Origin of the sequence: Rubidibacter lacunae KORDI 51-2, assembly GCF_000473895.1 — a bacterium.
In the GTDB taxonomy this organism is placed as follows: Bacteria; Cyanobacteriota; Cyanobacteriia; order Cyanobacteriales; family Rubidibacteraceae; genus Rubidibacter; species Rubidibacter lacunae.
This window is the reverse complement of sequence record NZ_ASSJ01000084.1, coordinates 20191-37528: the sequence shown is the minus strand read 5'-3', so window position 1 is coordinate 37528 and position 17338 is coordinate 20191. Positions and strand designations below refer to the sequence as shown.

The 17338-nt window shown below is 59.4% G+C and carries 14 protein-coding genes; 8 read left to right on the top strand and 6 right to left on the bottom strand.

Translation table 11 applies throughout. The features are described 5' to 3' along the window. Positions 1 to 99 precede the first annotated feature (99 nt). The 4 genes from KR51_RS16360 (at position 100) to KR51_RS16345 (ending at position 5471) form a co-directional block, all read left to right on the top strand. Complete coding sequence (locus KR51_RS16360; RefSeq protein ID WP_022609262.1) at positions 100 to 1389, top strand: tetratricopeptide repeat protein; 1290 nt, start codon at positions 100 to 102, stop codon at positions 1387 to 1389. Then, complete coding sequence (locus tag KR51_RS16355) at positions 1386 to 1820, top strand: 4a-hydroxytetrahydrobiopterin dehydratase (RefSeq protein WP_084202503.1); 435 nt, start codon at positions 1386 to 1388, stop codon at positions 1818 to 1820. Before KR51_RS16360 ends, KR51_RS16355 begins: the two co-directional genes overlap by 4 nt. Before the next feature lie 148 nt (positions 1821 to 1968). Then, complete coding sequence (locus KR51_RS16350; protein WP_022609260.1) at positions 1969 to 2376, top strand: phosphomannose isomerase type II C-terminal cupin domain; 408 nt, start codon at positions 1969 to 1971, stop codon at positions 2374 to 2376. A gap of 182 nt (positions 2377 to 2558) precedes the next feature. Further along, the gene (locus tag KR51_RS16345) at positions 2559 to 5471 is read left to right on the top strand and encodes a glycerol-3-phosphate acyltransferase (protein ID WP_198016826.1); all 2913 of its coding nucleotides are present in this window, start codon (positions 2559 to 2561) and stop codon (positions 5469 to 5471) included. Between the two features lie 63 nt (positions 5472 to 5534). Here the strand turns inward: KR51_RS16345 and hemB are convergent, their stop codons facing one another. Next, positions 5535 to 6548, bottom strand: coding sequence for a porphobilinogen synthase (gene hemB / locus KR51_RS16340; RefSeq protein ID WP_022609257.1), 1014 nt, complete (start codon positions 6546 to 6548; stop codon positions 5535 to 5537). A gap of 287 nt (positions 6549 to 6835) precedes the next feature. On the opposite strand from hemB, the gene KR51_RS16335 reads away from it, so the two are divergent. Further along, entirely contained in the window at positions 6836 to 8479 is a 1644-nt protein-coding gene (locus KR51_RS16335) for a DUF3137 domain-containing protein (protein ID WP_022609256.1), read from the top strand. Positions 8480 to 8625: 146 nt separating this feature from the next. Here KR51_RS16335 and argB read toward each other — a convergent pair whose 3' ends face one another. The 5 genes from argB to KR51_RS16310 form a co-directional block, all read right to left on the bottom strand. Next, positions 8626 to 9504 (bottom strand): acetylglutamate kinase, encoded by an 879-nt coding sequence (gene argB / locus KR51_RS16330; RefSeq protein ID WP_022609254.1) that lies wholly within the window; start codon positions 9502 to 9504, stop codon positions 8626 to 8628. A 142-nt stretch (positions 9505 to 9646) separates the two neighbouring features. After that, positions 9647 to 10198 (bottom strand): shikimate kinase, encoded by a 552-nt coding sequence (locus KR51_RS16325; protein ID WP_022609253.1) that lies wholly within the window; start codon positions 10196 to 10198, stop codon positions 9647 to 9649. Next, positions 10179 to 10853, bottom strand: coding sequence for an A24 family peptidase (locus KR51_RS16320; RefSeq protein WP_022609252.1), 675 nt, complete (start codon positions 10851 to 10853; stop codon positions 10179 to 10181). The genes KR51_RS16325 and KR51_RS16320 overlap by 20 nt, the downstream gene beginning before the upstream one ends. 80 nt (positions 10854 to 10933) lie before the next feature. After that, a complete protein-coding gene (ffh, locus tag KR51_RS16315) occupies positions 10934 to 12397 on the bottom strand; it encodes a signal recognition particle protein (protein WP_022609251.1) in 1464 nt (487 codons plus the stop codon). Positions 12398 to 13225: 828 nt separating this feature from the next. Further along, positions 13226 to 14158: a metal ABC transporter solute-binding protein, Zn/Mn family gene (locus KR51_RS16310; protein ID WP_408638140.1), complete on the bottom strand. Its 933-nt coding sequence runs from the start codon at positions 14156 to 14158 to the stop codon at positions 13226 to 13228. Positions 14159 to 14323: 165 nt separating this feature from the next. Between KR51_RS16310 and KR51_RS16305 the strand changes: the two genes are divergently transcribed. From KR51_RS16305 to KR51_RS16295, 3 genes are all read left to right on the top strand, one after another. Continuing rightward, positions 14324 to 15130, top strand: coding sequence for a metal ABC transporter ATP-binding protein (locus KR51_RS16305; protein ID WP_022609248.1), 807 nt, complete (start codon positions 14324 to 14326; stop codon positions 15128 to 15130). 50 nt (positions 15131 to 15180) lie between these two features. Next, positions 15181 to 16032: a metal ABC transporter permease gene (locus KR51_RS16300; protein WP_051358264.1), complete on the top strand. Its 852-nt coding sequence runs from the start codon at positions 15181 to 15183 to the stop codon at positions 16030 to 16032. Between the two features lie 152 nt (positions 16033 to 16184). Then, positions 16185 to 17165, top strand: a complete 981-nt coding sequence (locus KR51_RS16295; RefSeq protein ID WP_022609245.1) for a helix-turn-helix domain-containing protein — start codon at positions 16185 to 16187, stop codon at positions 17163 to 17165. The last annotated feature ends 173 nt before the right edge of the window (positions 17166 to 17338 follow it).

The following is a 17338-nucleotide window of genomic DNA, read 5'->3' as shown; positions in this document are numbered from 1 at the left end:
AGCATCAGCGTCGGGAGGATGTCACTCTCGGAACGGTCGCCCCCGCAACCTGCTAAATTGGCAGCAATACTGCAACCGTCCATGCCCTCTTCCCTTACCATGTTCGCCTTACGGATTGCTCGGCCCATCGGTCTTGGATTGCTCTGCACGTGCGCGATTGCCGCTGCCGAGCTGCCCGCGCGATCGCAGGACTATCGTCCCAACCCGTTGGAGGTCTGCCCGGTCGAACCACTTCCACTATCTGCCGAGCCACTTGCCACACCCGCGCGGGCTCCCGCACAGGTCCCCGCACAATGGACTCTCGAGCGCTCGCAGCCGGAGAACGTTCTCAATGACCTAGATCGTCTGGCAACAGCCGAACTCGCAGCTGGCAACCCCGAGGCCGCATTCTCCACCTGGTTCCGTGAATTGTGCGGGTGGCAGGCGATTGGACCCGTTGCAGAAGTTAACGCCCTCGGGCGCGTGGGCGACATCGCCTGGCAGGAAAATCGAGAGCGAGAAGTTCAAGACATTGTCGATCGCCTCGGGTCGATTCAGGTAGCTGCCGGGCTCGGCTCCATCGAACTCGTCCCCGAGGAAGACGATCTTGACGATGTAAGCATTGCCCCCGATCCGCAACTGGAAACTGCCCTTGCCGAAGCATATCAGCAGCTTCGCGAACCGCAGCTGGCGCTGAGACTTTATGAAAAGCAACTGGCTGACGCCCGAGATCGCGGCGATGCCAACGCGGAAGTTTTACTATTACGAACCGTTGCTGACCTGCACCTGGCTTGGTTCGATTACACTCAAGCAGCGCTAGCTTACGAACAACTCCTGTTGCTGGCGCAAGCGCGCGGCGACAACTTTTCTCTAATCGACTATCTGCGCGCGCTGGCCGACATCTACGAACGTAACTCGCAGCCAAAAAACGGTATCCGCACTCGCTCTCAGCTGATCGATACCTATCGCGATCGCGCCCAGCTGGACTTGCTGCCGCCACTGCTGCTGGAATTGGGGAACGACTATCGCGACCTCGACCGCCCTAACGATGCCAGCAATGCTTATAGCGAGGCTTTCGAGCTTGCGTGGCCGCGCCAGCAATATGCAGCTGCCAGCGATGCACTTAACGCTCTAGCCGACCTATACGCAAAAAACGATCGCCCGGACTCGGCGTTGCAGATTTACGCCGAGTTGATTAAGGTCAAGCAGCAATCCTTAGACTTCTACGGATTGATGCAAACATACGAACGCATGGCCGAACTGCACCGCCGCCGCGAAGATTACATCAACGCTTTAAATGCCTACGAACGCGGGTTACGGGTGGCACGCACCCTGCAGTTTAATGAAGCTCACTTTGTGGAGCAAATCGAATGTGTCACTCAGGAACTCGAAGCGCAATCGGCCTCATGACCGTTCCTAAGCTGCCTGTCGCTTGTTGGCTCGCCCTCCGCCAACGACTTGGAACGTATGCTTTTGTTGTTGTCATTGCCGTCTGTCCAGTCGCAGCCCGTGCGGACCTTCCCTCCGACCATGGTATTGATGCCGCGCGCGTGCGCGCAGAGAGACTCCCTGCATGGGGAACTGATGGCAGGGTTTTGTATAGCACCTGTACTTTCCCGGATTTCGTCAACGCCATTGCCTTTGTCAATCGCCTCGTTGCACCCGCAGAAACGCGCGGCCATCACCCCGACCTTGCAATCAGTTATAACCGTCTCGAGATTGCCCTCACCACTCACGAAGCGGGCGGGCTCACGGAACTGGACTTCGCGCTGGCTGAGGACATCGCCGACCTTATTGCTAACGCCGAAGATCTCAGCCCCACCTGCAAGCCGCACCGCTGAAAGCGATCGCAATCGGGGGAGCACCACACCGCAATAAAGATCGAGTCACTGGATAGTGCAAGCGGTCGAAGATTATATTCATCGCCGGCGCAATCGCAAATTACATCGCAATTTACTATGAGGGTGATGCGAGTTTGGAGTATCCACGATGTCCTTGCCGCCGACTGACGCAGCCACCACCACTCCTGTTGAATCCAACATGACCCGCACGCGTCCGTGGGGAACCGTCACGCGACTGGAAGAAAGCGATCGCTACCGCATCAACCGCATTGAGGTGAATCCCGGCGCGCACATCAGCACACAAATGCACTTCCACCGAACCGAGCACTGGGTTGTCGTCTCGGGGACGGCGAAAGTCATCGTCGGCGGGAAGGCGACAATCTTGCGGCAGCGCGAATCGACCTACGTGCCGATGAACACCACGCACCGCGTCGAGAATCCGGGTGTAATTTCGCTTGTGATGATCGAGATCCAGAACGGCGAATACATCGGCGAAGACGATATCGTTCGCTTTCCTGAAGACGATGCGATGACCTTCGAAACACCAGCATCCTAACCGTTAACGGGTTGTTGAGTGCCTAGCGTTCCGAGAGCGATCGCGGCAACGACGGGGGGAATAGACAGCAACGCGATCGCGCTAGTCCTAACCGAGACGCGATCGCCCACCGCTCTAGAACTTCCCCATTGAGGCTGCTAGGCTCTGAAGAGTCACGCACTGCAACAGCAGACAGAATGGACATGAGCGAGATTTGGGGTGCGATCGCCGTTTTCGTCCTTTGTCCGATCTTAGGCGCGCTGCCACTCGTCGAGTGGACAACCCTCGTGCTTGCCGGGAAGCGGCTGAGCCGTGTCGGCACGGGCAACATTTCCGTATCGGCCGCGTTTTACCACGGCGGCCGCGCGGCCGGCATCGCCGCCGTCCTCACCGAAGCCTTCAAAGGCATCGCCGCTGTCTTGCTCGCGCGCGCCTGCTTCGACGATCCGGTGTGGGAACTCGTGGCCCTGATCGCGATCGCGATCGGGCGCTACTGGGGCGGAAAAGGCGCGGGTGTCACCAACACCACCTGGGGCATCATCGTCCACGATCCGGTCGCCGCCGGACTCATCGCCCTCATTGGCGGCATCAGCTTTACCGTGCTGCGTGATCGCCGCGCCGGTCGTACGGGCATCCTGGTGTTACTCGCATCGATCGTTGGCTTGCGCCACCCGAACGATCCGGAGCACATCCTGGCTGCAGTTGCGCTGGCTGGGTTGTTGGGGTTAATCTATCAGCGCATTCCCGACGACCTCGACCTGTCGGCCAGCGACGGCCGCGCGGATTCGCAGCAGATGTTTCGATTCTTTCGCGGCGATCGCGCCCTCAAAACCCTCGACGATCCCCTCGATCCGGCACGCGTCGGGCCCAAAGCCGCCACCCTGTCGCAACTCAAGCGCTGGGGCTACGCCGTACCGCCGGGATGGGTGCTGCCGCCGGGCGACGACCCACAGCCCCTCGCTGACGAAGTCGACCTGGGACCGGACAACCCCGCGATCGCTCGCTCCTCCGCGATCGGCGAAGACTCCGAGCAAGCTTCCGCCGCTGGCGTGTACCAAAGCGTGTCGCACCTCACCAGCCGCGAAGCGCTCCTCGATGGAATTCTGACCTGCCAAGCCGCCTACAGCTATCCCACGGCCGCCCAATATCGCCGCGATCGCCGTCAAGCTGACACGGGGATTGCCGTGTTAGTGCAGCGACAAATTGCCGGTGCGTTCTCGGGCGTGGCGTTCAGCCGCGATCCGGTAGAGCGATCGCACGACGCCGTCTTCATTGAAGGTCTGCCGGGTGGTGCTGCACCCATTGCCTCCGGGCAGGCAACACCACAGCAGTACCGCGCGCGCTTCGTCGGCGACGAAATCGAAATTGACGGTGAGGGCGACCTACCACCTTCCCTCCTGCGCGAAGTAGCGCAACTGAGCCGAGAACTCGAAGGCCGCTTCCACGGGATCCCTCAAGATGTGGAATGGACCTTTGACGGCCAGCAGCTCTGGATTTTACAGGCGCGACCGGTAACTACGCTCGTGCCGATCTGGACGCGCAAAATTGCTGCAGAAGTAATTCCGGGGGCGATCGCGCCGCTAACTTGGTCGATCAACCAACCGCTGACTTGCGGGGTGTGGGGCGACCTATTCTCGCTGGTGTTGGGCGACCGCGTGGACGACCTAGACTTTACGGCAACGGCAACCTTGCACTATAGCCGGGCGTATTTCAATGCCACCCTGCTCGGGCAAATTTTCCGACGCATGGGTCTGCCAGCAGAAAGTCTGGAGTTCCTGACACGCGGCACCAAGTTTACTCGCCCGCCTCTGTTAGCCACGCTACGGAACGTGCCGGGGTTGCTGCGTCTGGCAAGGCGGGAGTGGAGCTTAGAGCGCGACTTTTCAGTGGCCGAGCAGCGATTGCTGGCACCGCTGCTCTCGCGGTTGCAGACGGCCCCAGCGCAGGACTGGTCGCCGTTAGAATTGCTGACTCGGATCGAGTCGATTTTGGTAGCGTTGGAACGCACGACGTACTTCAACATTCTCGCACCGCTAGGATTCGCGTTACGCCAGACCCTATTAAGCGTGGACGAAACCGAACTGGATCCGAGCTGTACGGCAGAGGTGGCATCGCTGCAAGCGCTGGCACAGTTGGCGGCAGAGGCCCGCAATCTATTGCCGTTCAAAGATGCGGGCGAACGCAGCGGGCCGTCCTTGTTTGCCTTGCTAGCCGAGACACCCGACGGCGCCAGCATCCTCATGGGTTTCGAACGCTGGTTGGATCGCTACGGCTATCTCAGCGAAGCCGCGACCGATATTGCCGTCCCGCGCTGGCGCGATCGCCCGCAACCGACGCGGGAGTTGTTCTCGCGGTTGCTCTACGACGAGGGCAACCTGCTAGCAGTTAAGGGCTCTGCTAGCGCACAGCGCTGGCAGGCACGCGTCGTCCAACAGCGCTTGCAGCTCAAAGCCCGCGTGGCGGAAACCTACAACCGCCTGCTAGCTCACCTGCGTTGGAGCTTTGTGGCGCTGGAGCAACAGTGGATTGAATCAGGCATCCTCGGCGCAGCGGGCGATATCTTCATGCTCGAATTCGTCGAGGTAGCCGAACTGGCCCGCGGGGACGATGCCGAACTGGCAGATCGCGTCTCGCAGTTGGTGCAGCAGCGGCGATCGCGTCTGGATGACGATCGACAGCTCAAACACGTGCCCTTTACCGCGTACGGCCAGCCACCGGCTCCAGAAGTCCTGCAACCAGTGGTGCCGTTGTTCGATGTCGGCCGGCGCTGGAACGGCATCGCGGCCAGTCCGGGCATGGCGATCGGACGGGTCTGCGTGCTGCAAGACCTCACCGCTGTCCCGGACCTCGATCGCACCACGATTCTGGTCGTGCCGCACGTGGATGCAGGGTGGGCACCGCTACTGGCGCAGGCGGGCGGACTGATCGCCGAAGTCGGCGGACGCCTATCCCATGGGGCAATTCTCGCTCGCGAGTACGGCATTCCGGCAGTGCTGGACGTACCGCACGCCACCCAGATCTTCCAAAACGGTCAGCGCTTGCGCCTCGATGGGCAGGTTGGAACGGTCGAGATTCTCAAGCGATCGCCGCACGGCAATAGCGAGTCCGCCGATTAGCAGGCCCGCGCGACCCGCAGCGCGTTCGCGTCCGAAGTGGGGCGATCGCGGACCGAATGCGTTTTAGCGAGCTAGCAGTTGTGCGGCGTACTTGGCAAAGTAGGTGAGGATGAGATCTGCCCCCGCACGTTTCATGCTCGTCAGGGTTTCGAGGACGACGGTCGGTTCGTCGAGCCAGCCGTTGCGCGCGGCAGCCTTGAGTGCTGCGTACTCGCCGCTGACGTTATAGGCTGCCACGGGGAGATCGGTCGTCTCGCGGATGCGGTAAATCACGTCGAGATAGGCCAGTGCGGGTTTGACCATGACAATATCCGCACCTTCGTCGATGTCGAGATCGACTTCCAAAATTGCCTCGCGCGCGTTAGCCGGGTCCATTTGATAGGTTTTCTTGTCCCCAAATTTAGGCGCCGAGTCGAGCGCATCGCGGAACGGACCGTAGTAAGCCGAGGCATACTTTGCCGAATACGCGAGAATACCCACATCCGTGTAGCCCGCTTCGTCCAGCGCATCGCGGATCGCGCCGATGCGACCGTCCATCATGTCCGACGGCGCGACGAAATCGGTGCCGGCGTCGGCTTGTGACAGCGCCATTTTCACCAACACGTCCACGGTTTCGTCGTTGAGGATAACACCGTCCTCGACAATGCCGTCATGACCGTCGCTGGAATAGGGATCGAGCGCCACATCGGTGATGACAACGATATCCGGCACGACTTCCTTGATGGCGCGGATCGTCCGCTGTACTAAACCGTCTGGGTTGTAGCTTTCCGTGCCCGTAGAGTCCTTGAAATCTTCCGGGATGACCGGGAACAGAGCGATCGCTGGAATGCCAAGGGCTGCTGCTTCTTTGACTTCATGCAGCAATAGGTCGAGGGTGTAACGGAAGCAGTCGGGCATGGACGGCACTTCGACTTTGCGGTTCTCGCCTTCCATCACGAACAGCGGATAGATCAGGTCTTCAACGTGCAGCTGCGTTTCGCTGACCATGCGGCGAATGGCAGCGGTGCGACGCAGGCGGCGCGGACGGTTTGGGAGCGACAGGGCTGCGCTCGTGTAGGATGTTGAGTTCGGAGACATGGGTTCACGATCGCTGAAACAATTCGGTACATCAAATTCCAGTATCCCTAACGCGCGCGGCCGTTGCGGCAGCTCGATGAAAAACTGTAACGAAACCTAAATCGCGCGCGTCGGGTGGATCCCACTTTTCCCCAACAAACAACGGGCAGGCAACCGCGGCCGCAGCGATGCTTGCCACTTACTGTCGGCGATCGCTTACGGGATGCAGGTAGTTGGGTAGCATCGGTTGAAGACTGCCAACCGCCTCCTATCGATATCTCTCCCCCACATTCCCACTTGCTCCAACTGTGGCTGCATCCACTCCAGCGAAAGACGGACTGACTGCCCTGAACGAAGGTCGCTACGACGACGCGATCGTCTTGCTCGAGCAAGCATGGCACGAACTCGGCACCGCTGAGGGTGCAGCTGCTCTGCAGGTTCAGTTCGCGCTGGCCGAAGCCTATCGCCGCACCGGCAAACTCAAACCTGCCCTCGCGCTTTACCAGCATTTGCTCGAAAGCGATGACGTGCGCTTTCGCACTCAAGCACGAGCGATCTTGGAGCGCTTGGAGAAGGTCAAGAAAAAACAATGGGAGAGACGCAATCGCCCGAGCGCTGCACCGATGCCGGGCGAGCCTGCGAACTCGGCTAACGTTCCGCCAGTCCCCGAGCAGACAGCCGTGCCCCAACCGGTCGAACCAGCCACCCAGCCGGCCGTACCGCCGCTTGCCGCGCCGACCCCGGTGCGTCCCTTCGATCCTTGGCACGCGAGCCTGACCGAATTCCAGCAATACTTTCAGCAGCACCTGCACCCGCAATTGCTGACCTACGAACGCCGCCGTCGCTCTAGTTTGCTCTTGCTCGCCCTCGCCACCGCGATCGCGGGGGTGGCGGGTGCCGTTGCCATCGGCGGTGCGGTCGTCGCGATCTTCCAGTTGCCTGCCATGCTCGCCAAGATTCCCGTTCTCGACACGCTGGGAATTTTCGCACTGCTGGTTGTCATCATCGGCGCGATCGCGCTCGGTGCATTTGGTTTCGCGCTCGTCTGCTGGACGGCAGTCTATAGCTCGGTGTTCGATACGTTCAGTCGCGGTTACCGACTCGATGCACTTGAAGCAGTCGTTGATTCCCTATGCTCGGCACGCTGCCATCTTGACGTGCGCGAGTCGCTGATGGAAGAACGCCGTCTCGACAGCAACGCGCTCGCCGGCAGCGGTCTGTTCCCGAGTACGCTGCTGCCCGACTACGTGCTCTCGGCCAATCGCATAGGCGGTCGCTTCGACGACGTATCGATTCAGCTTGCGGACGTTTGGGCGCTGCGCGCCGCTTGTGCGCCGGCCGCCGACATTCGCACGTGGCAGCCGCTAGTATTACCGCCGCCTGCCCGCGCTAGCGTACCGCCGCGTATCCAATTGCCCGCGCGCGGTTTGCGCGCGCTGTACTATCGCGCCTGGCGCATTCGACACGGCATGGGCATTAGCGATGATATTCCCCTCGACTTGATTCTGGAGGCGATCGGCCAGCAATCGGTGTTTCAGGGCTTGTTTTGCATTGCCGAATTTGGGGAGATCTCGCGCGGACGCTTCACGCTCGTGCCTGCTAAAGCTGCAGACCTACCGCGGTTGAGCGATCGCCTCGAGCGCATGCCGCTTGAGGACGATGCCTTCGGGCGACTGTTTGCCGTTTTCGACGATCGCCGCAACACCGCCGCGCGCGTGTTAACGCCGCCATTGCGTGAATTGCTGGCGAATTTCTGCACGCAAAGCGATCGCCGAGTTGCCCTGAGTACCTACGACGGTCGCCTGTATTTGGCAATTCCGACACCGCGCCAATTGCTCGAACCAAACTTATTTACCAGTGCCGCACAGTTTGAACCCTTACAGGAATACTTCGCCTGCGTGCGCTTCGCTCTAGCCGCGATCGAACTCATCAGCCGCGACTGGGAGATCTAACTGGGAGATCGAAGCAGTTGGGGAGCCCCCGACTCAGTAGGGCGCTTTAACGCCTGCGGCGATCGCTTTGGGCCGCATGCCGCATCGGCTGGACAGCGATCGCTTGGGGCGAGAAGTCCCTGGCAGTCGCGCACCCCTAACGATCGCTAGGGGACGATCATGGAACCGATCCCGTCGGTCGTGAAAATCTCCAGCAGCAGCGCGTGCGGGATGCGTCCGTCGATGATATGGGCCGCACCGACCCCTTGAGCCAGCGATCGCACGCAGCAATTCACTTTGGGAATCATGCCGCCCCCGACAACGCCGCTGGCAATCAGGTCGCGCGCGTCCTGGATATCGAGTCGCACGAGGAGCGTGGACGGATCGCTGTAGTTTTCGAGAATACCCGGGGTGTCGGTGAGCAAAATTAGCTTGGCTGCTCCAATTGCAGCAGCAATCTCACCGGCAGCCGTGTCGGCGTTGATGTTGTAAGCTTGCCCGTCGAGGTCGGCGGCAACACTGGAGATCACTGGCACATAGCCCTTTTCAACCAGTGTCACGACCAAAGCGGGATCAACACTGCTGACGTCGCCGACGAAGCCGTAGTCGGCATTGTCTTGGGGACGAGCGCGAATGGTGTTGGCGTCCTTGCCGCAGAGTCCAACGGCTCGACCGCCCGCTTGATCGATCAGCGCGACGAGTTCCTTGTTAACCCGCCCGACGAGCACCATTTCCACTACGTCCATCGTGTCGGCATCGGTCACGCGCAAGCCATCCCGAAACTGTGGCACGAGGCCCAGCTTATTAAGCCAAAAGTCGATCTCTGGACCGCCGCCGTGGACGACGACCGGGCGCACGCCGACGCTCTGCAAAAACACCACGTCGCGAATGACGCCGTCTTTGAGCACCTTATCTTTCATTGCTGCGCCGCCATACTTGACGACGACGATGCGACCGGCAAATTCCTGGATGTAGGGGAGAGCTTCGCTGAGGACGCGGACGCGGGTGGCCTCCTCTCTGCGGATGTATTCGCGATCGAGCGTCATGGTGTCGGATGCGAGTGAGAACGACTGCAAGTGCTCAGTGTACCCCGCGACCCGATCGCGCGAGCGTTTGCTGGGAACGCTCTCCATCCACAGGTGGACCGTCGCCGATCGCGTTTGCGTCCTCCCGCTTGGTGCAAATCGTTTAAGACTGCTTGCGCGTGCTAGGAATCTGGGCAACGATGCGTCTGGCGACGGTCTTGGCACTGTCCTCGGGGCGGACGGACAGGTGCAAATCTGCGAGCGCGTAACGCGATCGCCGTTTTTCCATCAGGTCTCCGAGCGCGCGGTCGGGGTCGGGGGTCTGCAACAAAGGCCGGCCGCGATCGCCGCGCAGTCGCAGTCGCAACACGTCCGCCGGAACGTCAAGCCACAGGACCAATCCCTGCTGTAGGTAGCTCCAATTGCGGGTTCGCATCACGCAGCCGCCACCCGTGGCAATGACACTGCGGGTGTAGGCGCAGACTTGTTCGAGGACTTGGGTTTCCAGGTCGCGGAAGACCGATTCACCATCGCTAGCAAAGATTTCGGGAATGGACTTACCGGCGACGCGCTCGATCAAGTCGTCGGTGTCGAAGAAGCGATAGTCGAGCAGGGCGGCAAGGGCGCGACCGACAGTGGTTTTGCCGGCTCCCATCATGCCGACCAGGAAGACGCTCAAACCATCTAGCGGATCGTTAAGGGTCGCGGTCGTCATCGTCCAAGAAATCCCAATCCTCATCAGCGTCCGCGTCGCTGTCTGCCGCAGCTTGGGGGGCGACATCCCATAGCGGCGGGTTGATGACGCGGTAGTCAGCATCGTACACGGTACCGGGGGAGGCAGTTGCGCGCTGGTTGCTGCGAGTGTGGGGAGCATCCTCAACTGCCGGCGGTCGAGACGGTTCGGAAATGACGCGATCGCGCGGGGCTGCCTCGGCTGCCGCCGTCGGCTGTTTGGGTAGATCGACCGCGCGAGGAAACGACTCGGGCGATCGCTCGGGTGGGTTTTCGATATCCCACTCGTCTTCCTCGGCATCTTTCCAATCAGCCGAGGACGCTCGCTCCCAATCCACCACGGGCTGGCGACGACTGGCACGCTCGGTTGCCCGCGACTTCGATTGCGTTCGCGGCGATCGCGCGACGGACTCGACCGGCTGCCGGCTAGGTCCGCGACCGAGGGCGGCCAGCAATCGCAGTATCAAGCCAGTCAAAAAGCCGGCTGCCGCGGCGATCGCCAGCCAAATCCCCGCAGGTAAGGCGATCGTGGCATTGCCAAATACCACAAGCGGTAGCACGGGCAACCAGTTCTGCAAGACAAACAAGCCCAACAGCACCAGCAAGCCAATCCACAGTCCCAAACGAAGATTTGCCATCACGCGCTCGTCTCGAGTTCCTGCTTGCGTTCGTCGCAACTGGTGTCGATGTCAGCCGAATTGCAGGCAAGTTGTCGTGTCTACAGATCGCCGAAGCCTTTTTTCTTCTTCTGCTTTTTCTTCTTTTTACCGCCACCGGTAGCCCGGAAACCGGGACGCTGACCGCCGCCGAACATGCCACCCATACCAGGCATGCCACCGCCCATACCGCCCATGCCGGGCATACCCCCCATACCGGGCATCATCCCGCCTTGGCTCATCTGCTGCATCATCGTGCGCATGCGGTTGAAGTCGTTGACGAGCTTCATGACTTCGGTATCTTTGTGACCGGAGCCTTTGGCAATGCGGCGACGGCGACCGGGCGATCGCGATAGCAAATCCGGGTCTTCGCGTTCCAGCTTGGTCATGGAGCCGATCATGGCTTCGACACGCTTGAGCTGCCCTTCGCCTTTTTCGATGTCGGCGCCGCTGAGCTTGTTCATGCCCGGAATCATCTTCATGATGCTACCGAAGGAGCCCATCCCTTTCAGCAGGCGCATTTGCTTGAGGAAGTCGTTGAAATCGAAGCGCGCCTCCATCATTTTGGCTTGCAATGCTTCGGCATCAGCGAGGTCGATTTCTTCTTGCGCTTTCTCAACCAAGGAGACGACGTCGCCCATCCCCAAAATGCGCGAGGCCATGCGTTCGGGATAAAACGGCTGTAGGGCTTCGACCTTTTCGCCGACGCCGACGAACTTGATCGGCTGTCCGGATATGCGCCGCACCGACAGTGCCGCACCGCCGCGACTGTCGCCGTCGAGCTTGGTCAAAATCGCACCGGTAACCCCGATTTGGTCGTGGAACGTAGCCGTAAGGCTGGCGGCTTCTTGACCGGTCATCGCGTCCACGACGAGAAGCACTTCGTCGGGGCGCACGGTGTCTTTGATACGCCGCAGCTCGTCCATCATGTCCGTGTCGATTTGCAGGCGGCCGGCGGTGTCGATCAAAACGGTGTCGATGCCTTCGGCCTTGGCATGCTCGATACCTTGGCGCGCGATGTCCACGGGGTCGGCATCGGTGCCGAGCTCGAAGACTGGGACGTCGATCTGCGAGCCGAGGGTTATGAGCTGGTCGATCGCGGCGGGACGATAGACGTCGGTGGCCACCATTAAGGCGTTGCGCTCTTGTTTCTTTAAGAACAGAGCTAGTTTTGCTGTGGCGGTGGTTTTACCGGTGCCCTGCAAGCCGGCCATGAGCACGATGGTAGGCGATCGCTCGGCTTGGGCGAGGGGCACATTGGTTTCGCCCATCACCTCCACGAGTTCGTCGTAAACGATCTTGACGAACTGCTGGTCGGGTCGGACGCCAGAGACAACCTCGGCACCGAGGGCTTTCTTCTCTACGTCTGCGACGAAGTCGCGCACGACTTGCAGGTTGACGTCGGCGGACAGCAGTGCGCGGCGGATTTCTTGGAGGGCCGGCTTGATATTGGCGGCACCGATCTTGTCCTGACCGCGCAGCTTTTTCCAGGCGTCTTCGAGGCGATCGGCGAGGGCGTCGAACATGAGCGGGGTGACTGAAAAACTCGACAGAGCAATGGTTCGGTCCTTCTACCATAGCGCCTCGATCGCACCGTCACCTCGTCCGCTCCCATCGATCGGGCCCGTCCGAAGGGTTTTGCTCGGACGGAGAGGGCATCAATCGCAATCTTCTGATACGCAAAATTCTTGTGGGAGGAGTGTATTTATAAAAAGACATGCTCTGTCGGATTTGGCGAAGCACAGTCTATTCAGCCTTATTCACCGACAAAAGATGCTGCCAAGCGGGGCAAATCCTTGCCTCACAGGGCGTTGAGCTCTTAGCAACCCCAACTAAGTGCCGTCCATTGAGGATATCGAGCTTCTAAGGGGTCTCAACCTGCGATCGGTCTTTAGGGCACCTCGATTACTTCGCTTAAGACTGAAGATTCAGCTCAGCAGCATGGGCATGTCAGCCATCGGTACGCCACAATCCTGTAATTTTTTGAAGTGCCCTCGATCGAGACAGGCACTAACCGAACGCGATCTCTAGCTATTTGTATATACCCATAGTCGCCGCAGCTATTGCGATTGCAAAACGAGTTTTCAACCTGTGCCTACCTGGTTTCAACCTGATGCGTGCAGCTTTACTAGAGCTATACTTCCCCCTAAGCAACTTTGCTTGAAGAGCCACCACTCTCGGACAGGTTATGTATTCGACTGGAACCATTGGTGCAGTGATGAATATGCACTTCTAAAAGCTTCAAGTCTTTGGTGTCACACCTTCGTTGACACACTTTCGCTAGCCATCGCCTCCATCGACAAGCTGACGTCCAACATCAGCCCGGGGCGAGGACCGACCCAGGAAGTTTTGAATTACTCAGGAGCCGCCTCAAACGGCTGGAACTTGCCGCCCAGCGCTTCTGTAATGGTGCGCGTATTAGCAACCACCATGCCGATGTAGGAATCGGCATCGCTACCTACCGCCCCGAGCGAATCCGAATATAACTCCTCCTCAGGAAGTGTCACGTTCGCTTCGCGGGCAACTGTAGCAATCAGCTCGGGATTAATGGTGGTTTCGGCAAAAATAGCAGGAACCTTCGCTGTCTTGACGGCTTCAACCAGGTCGCGAACCGTTTTCGCACTCGGTTGCTCTTCAGTGCTGATACCAATGAGCGTGCCGATGACCTCCAGACCGTAGGCGGCAGCATAGTACTGAAAGGCATCGTGCGTCGTTACCAACCGACGCTGTTCGGGCGGAATTGTTGCAATCTGCGCCGCAACCCAGGTATCCAAGCGTTGTAATTCGGCAATATAAGCGTCGGCGTTAGCCTGAATTTCGGACTCGGACTCGGGCGCGATCGCCACCAGTTCGTCGCGAATTGCTGCCACAATTGCGATCGCGTTTTCCACATCGCCCCACACGTGCGGGTCGGGTTCGGTTTGTCCTTCATACTCAAAGTCGAGTGGCGTTACGGATTCGCCAACGGCGCGGGCAGGCGACCCCGACGCCTTGACGATGCGAATCAATTGGGGCTCGAGGTTGAAGCCGTTGTAAATCGTCAGCTCTGCAGCTTCGATCGCCTCCACATCGCCTGGAACTGGTTCGTACACGTGCGGGTCGTCACCGGGTTTGAGAATTCCGGTTAGTGCGATCGCGTCACCCCCCACGCGTTCGGTCCAGTCTGTCAGCATCGTGCTGGTCGCCACGATATCCGGACGACCGTCGCCACCACCATCGGTTTCAGAAGGCGGAACATTACAACCGACGAGCAAGGTCCCTGCACTGACGGCGAGCCAGCAAGATATACCCGCGATCGGAAACCTTTGCTTTGAGTCGGTGGCAGTTGCGATCGAGTGGCAGATTCTCACAATTCATTCACTTTTCGAGCGGACAGCAGGTATCATAGACTACAAGCAAGGATTCTCACAATTCATTCATTTTTTCGAGCCGCCGATCTGGAGCCCTACCTCATGACCGCTGCCAACTTCACAGAGCGCATTGCCCGCAATCGTTGCGAGGCGCGGGTCCAAACGCCGGCGTCTGATAACAGTATTTGCACCGAGCGCTTGAGCGTGCGCTATCGCGATGTTGAGGCACTGCGGGATGTAACTTGTCGGGTGCGGGCCGGGCGGTTGACGGGCATCATCGGTCCCAACGGTGCGGGCAAAAGCACGTTAATGAAAGCCATGCTCGGCCTGGTGCGGCCGATCTCCGGATCCGCCACTCTCGGGGGGCACGCCCTCAGCCTCCAGCGGGAGCGGGTTGCCTACGTGCCGCAGCGATCGCAAATCGACTGGCAGTACCCGGCAACGGTGTGGGATGTGGTGATGATGGGTCGGGTTCAGCCGACAGGTTGGTTGCGGCGGTTCTCGACAGCTTCCCGACACATTGCCCGTGACGCGCTCGAACGCGTCGGGATGGAGTCCTATCGAGATCGCGCGATCGGCGCGCTGTCGGGCGGACAGCAGCAGCGCGTTTTCTTGGCACGCGCGCTCGCTCAACAGGCCGATGCATTCTTCTTCGACGAACCCTTTGTTGGCGTCGATCGCGTGACCGAAACCGTCCTCTTCTCGATCTTCCGCGAGCTGGCCGATGCTGGCAATATCGTGACAGTTGTCAATCACGACCTCGGCGAAACAATCGCCCATTTCGACGATCTGATCTTGCTCGATCGCGAGTTGATTGCTGTTGGCGAACGCCGCTGCGTGCTAACCGAGAAAAACCTCGAGCGTGCCTACGGGGCGAAGGTAACGTTCTTCGCGGAGGACGCTGCTTGAGCCTCGCGATCGGTGTCAGTACCCTCGTCGAGCCGCTGCAGTATGGATTCATGCAGCGATCGCTCGTCATTGCCATTATCGTCGGCATTATCTGCGCGCTCGTCGGTAGCTACCTGATGGTGCGGCGCCTGGCCATGCTTGGGGATGCGGTCAGCCATGCCGTGCTGCCGGGGCTGGCGATCGCGTTTATGCTCGGCGGCAATATTTATATCGGTGCCTTTGCTTCCGGCATTGTCAGCACCATGGCGATCGCTTGGATTCAGACGCGATCGCGCATCAAGGAGGATGCCGCTATGAGCATCGTCCTCTCGTCGTTCTTTGCACTCGGGATTGCCATGATTACCGTGCTGCAAAAAAGCAACAAAATCGACTTGCTGCACTTTTTGTTCGGCAACATCTTGGGCGTTTCGGGAGCCGACGTCCGCGACACGGCAATCGTGGCGGTGTTAGTTACGGTTGCGATCGGAGTGTTTTATAAAGAGCTGTTGTTTTATACATTCGACCCGGAAGGCGCCGAAGCAGCCGGCCTGCCCGTCAACTTGTTGAACTTTGGCTTGACGATCTTAATGGCGCTGACGATCGTCGCCAGTCTCAAAACAGTCGGTCTCGCGCTGGTGCTATCGCTGCTGATTACGCCGGGAGCCACCGCCTACTTGATTGTCAAGCGACTGCACGAAGTAATGTTTCTAGGAGCAGGATTTGGGGTAGTCTCCAGCATCAGCGGCATGTATCTGAGTTACTACTACAATCTGCCCTCGGGCCCGGCGATCGTCCTTGTAGCAACGGTTTTTTTTATCGTGGCATTTTGCTTCAGCCCGCGCCACGGTCTCTTCACGCAACCGCGTCCCTCACAACACCCCGAGTGGCGAATTTTAAAAGAACTCCGAGAGCTACTGCGCTGAGGAAAAGTGCCGGGGGAACGTCGAGACTCGTGTAAGCAGTAAGGAGTAATGCAAATCAGCGGGTGCTTCATACGATGCGATAACATTGTTGCCTGTGGAGCGCGCCCTTCGCCTGGGCTGCCCCCGTTGCCGTTCCGGCTGGAGTGCCCCCGATGAGTCCGAAGAAGCTATCCGATACCGACCAGCAAGAAGTCGTTCGGCTCTACCGCAAAACCGACGAAACAACCTCCACCCTAGCCAAGCGCTTTCAAGTCGGCAACTCCACTGTCAGTCGCATTCTCAAACGCTTTATTGCCGAAGACGAATACGGTCAGCTCGTCCGGCAAAAGCAGCGCCACGGGCGCAATGCCCATCGCTCTATCGATGCCGACAACAGCGTGTCCGAGGCGGTGGATGCGGAAGTTACCCCCCCCATGACTGTCATTGCATCGAAGCCTCCAGCAGATGCAGCAACCACTGAAGGACAGCCGTCCGTCCGGCGGCGGCGGCGCTCCAGCCTTTCCTCTGCCAGCGACGAGCGGTCTACTCAGACAGAACTGCTGCTCGTACCCAAAGCCGAGCCAGACGTGCAGGAGGAAGAGCCCACCTTCCCAGCACGACCCATTCTGAAACGCGATCGCTTGGCAGCAGCCGATGCCACGGACAGCGCGGACGGTGAGGATTTTTCTACGCTGCGGGAGATGTATGGGTCGGACATCGACTTCGACGATGCAGACGATCACGATGTCGATGAAGATGACCTCGACGACGATGACGACAGCTTGCTTGACGGCGAGAGCGAGGGCCTGCATGCGCGCGCCACATCCGAGTCCGTCCGCGTGTTGCCATTTGCGGCTGCCGAGTTTCCGCGGACCTGCTACCTTGTCGTCGACAAGACTGGCGACTTAATCTCACCCCCCCTCAAGGATTTCAGCGATCTTGGGACGATTCCCGATCTCGAAGAGCAGCAAAAGACCCTGCCCGTATTCGACAATCATCGCGTGGCACGTCGCTTCGCGACCAACCGCTTCCAACGGGTCATTAAAGTTCCCGACGGTCAGATGCTGCGGAAGACGCGATCGCATCTGGAAGCTAAAGGTATTACGCGTTTGCTACTCGACGGCCGCGTATACTCGCTGTCAGCACCCGATTAACTCGCTCGAATCCAAAACGAACAACAAGCAGTCTCGAGCGCTAACAAAGTGCCGGCGATCGCTTCCTGCCGCCAGCATGCATTCTAGTTTCCGAGTGCCAGCCACCATCACGAGTTCGCCACCGGACGTCTGTGGATATTGAGAACATAAAAACAACCTTAAGTTTTGCAAAT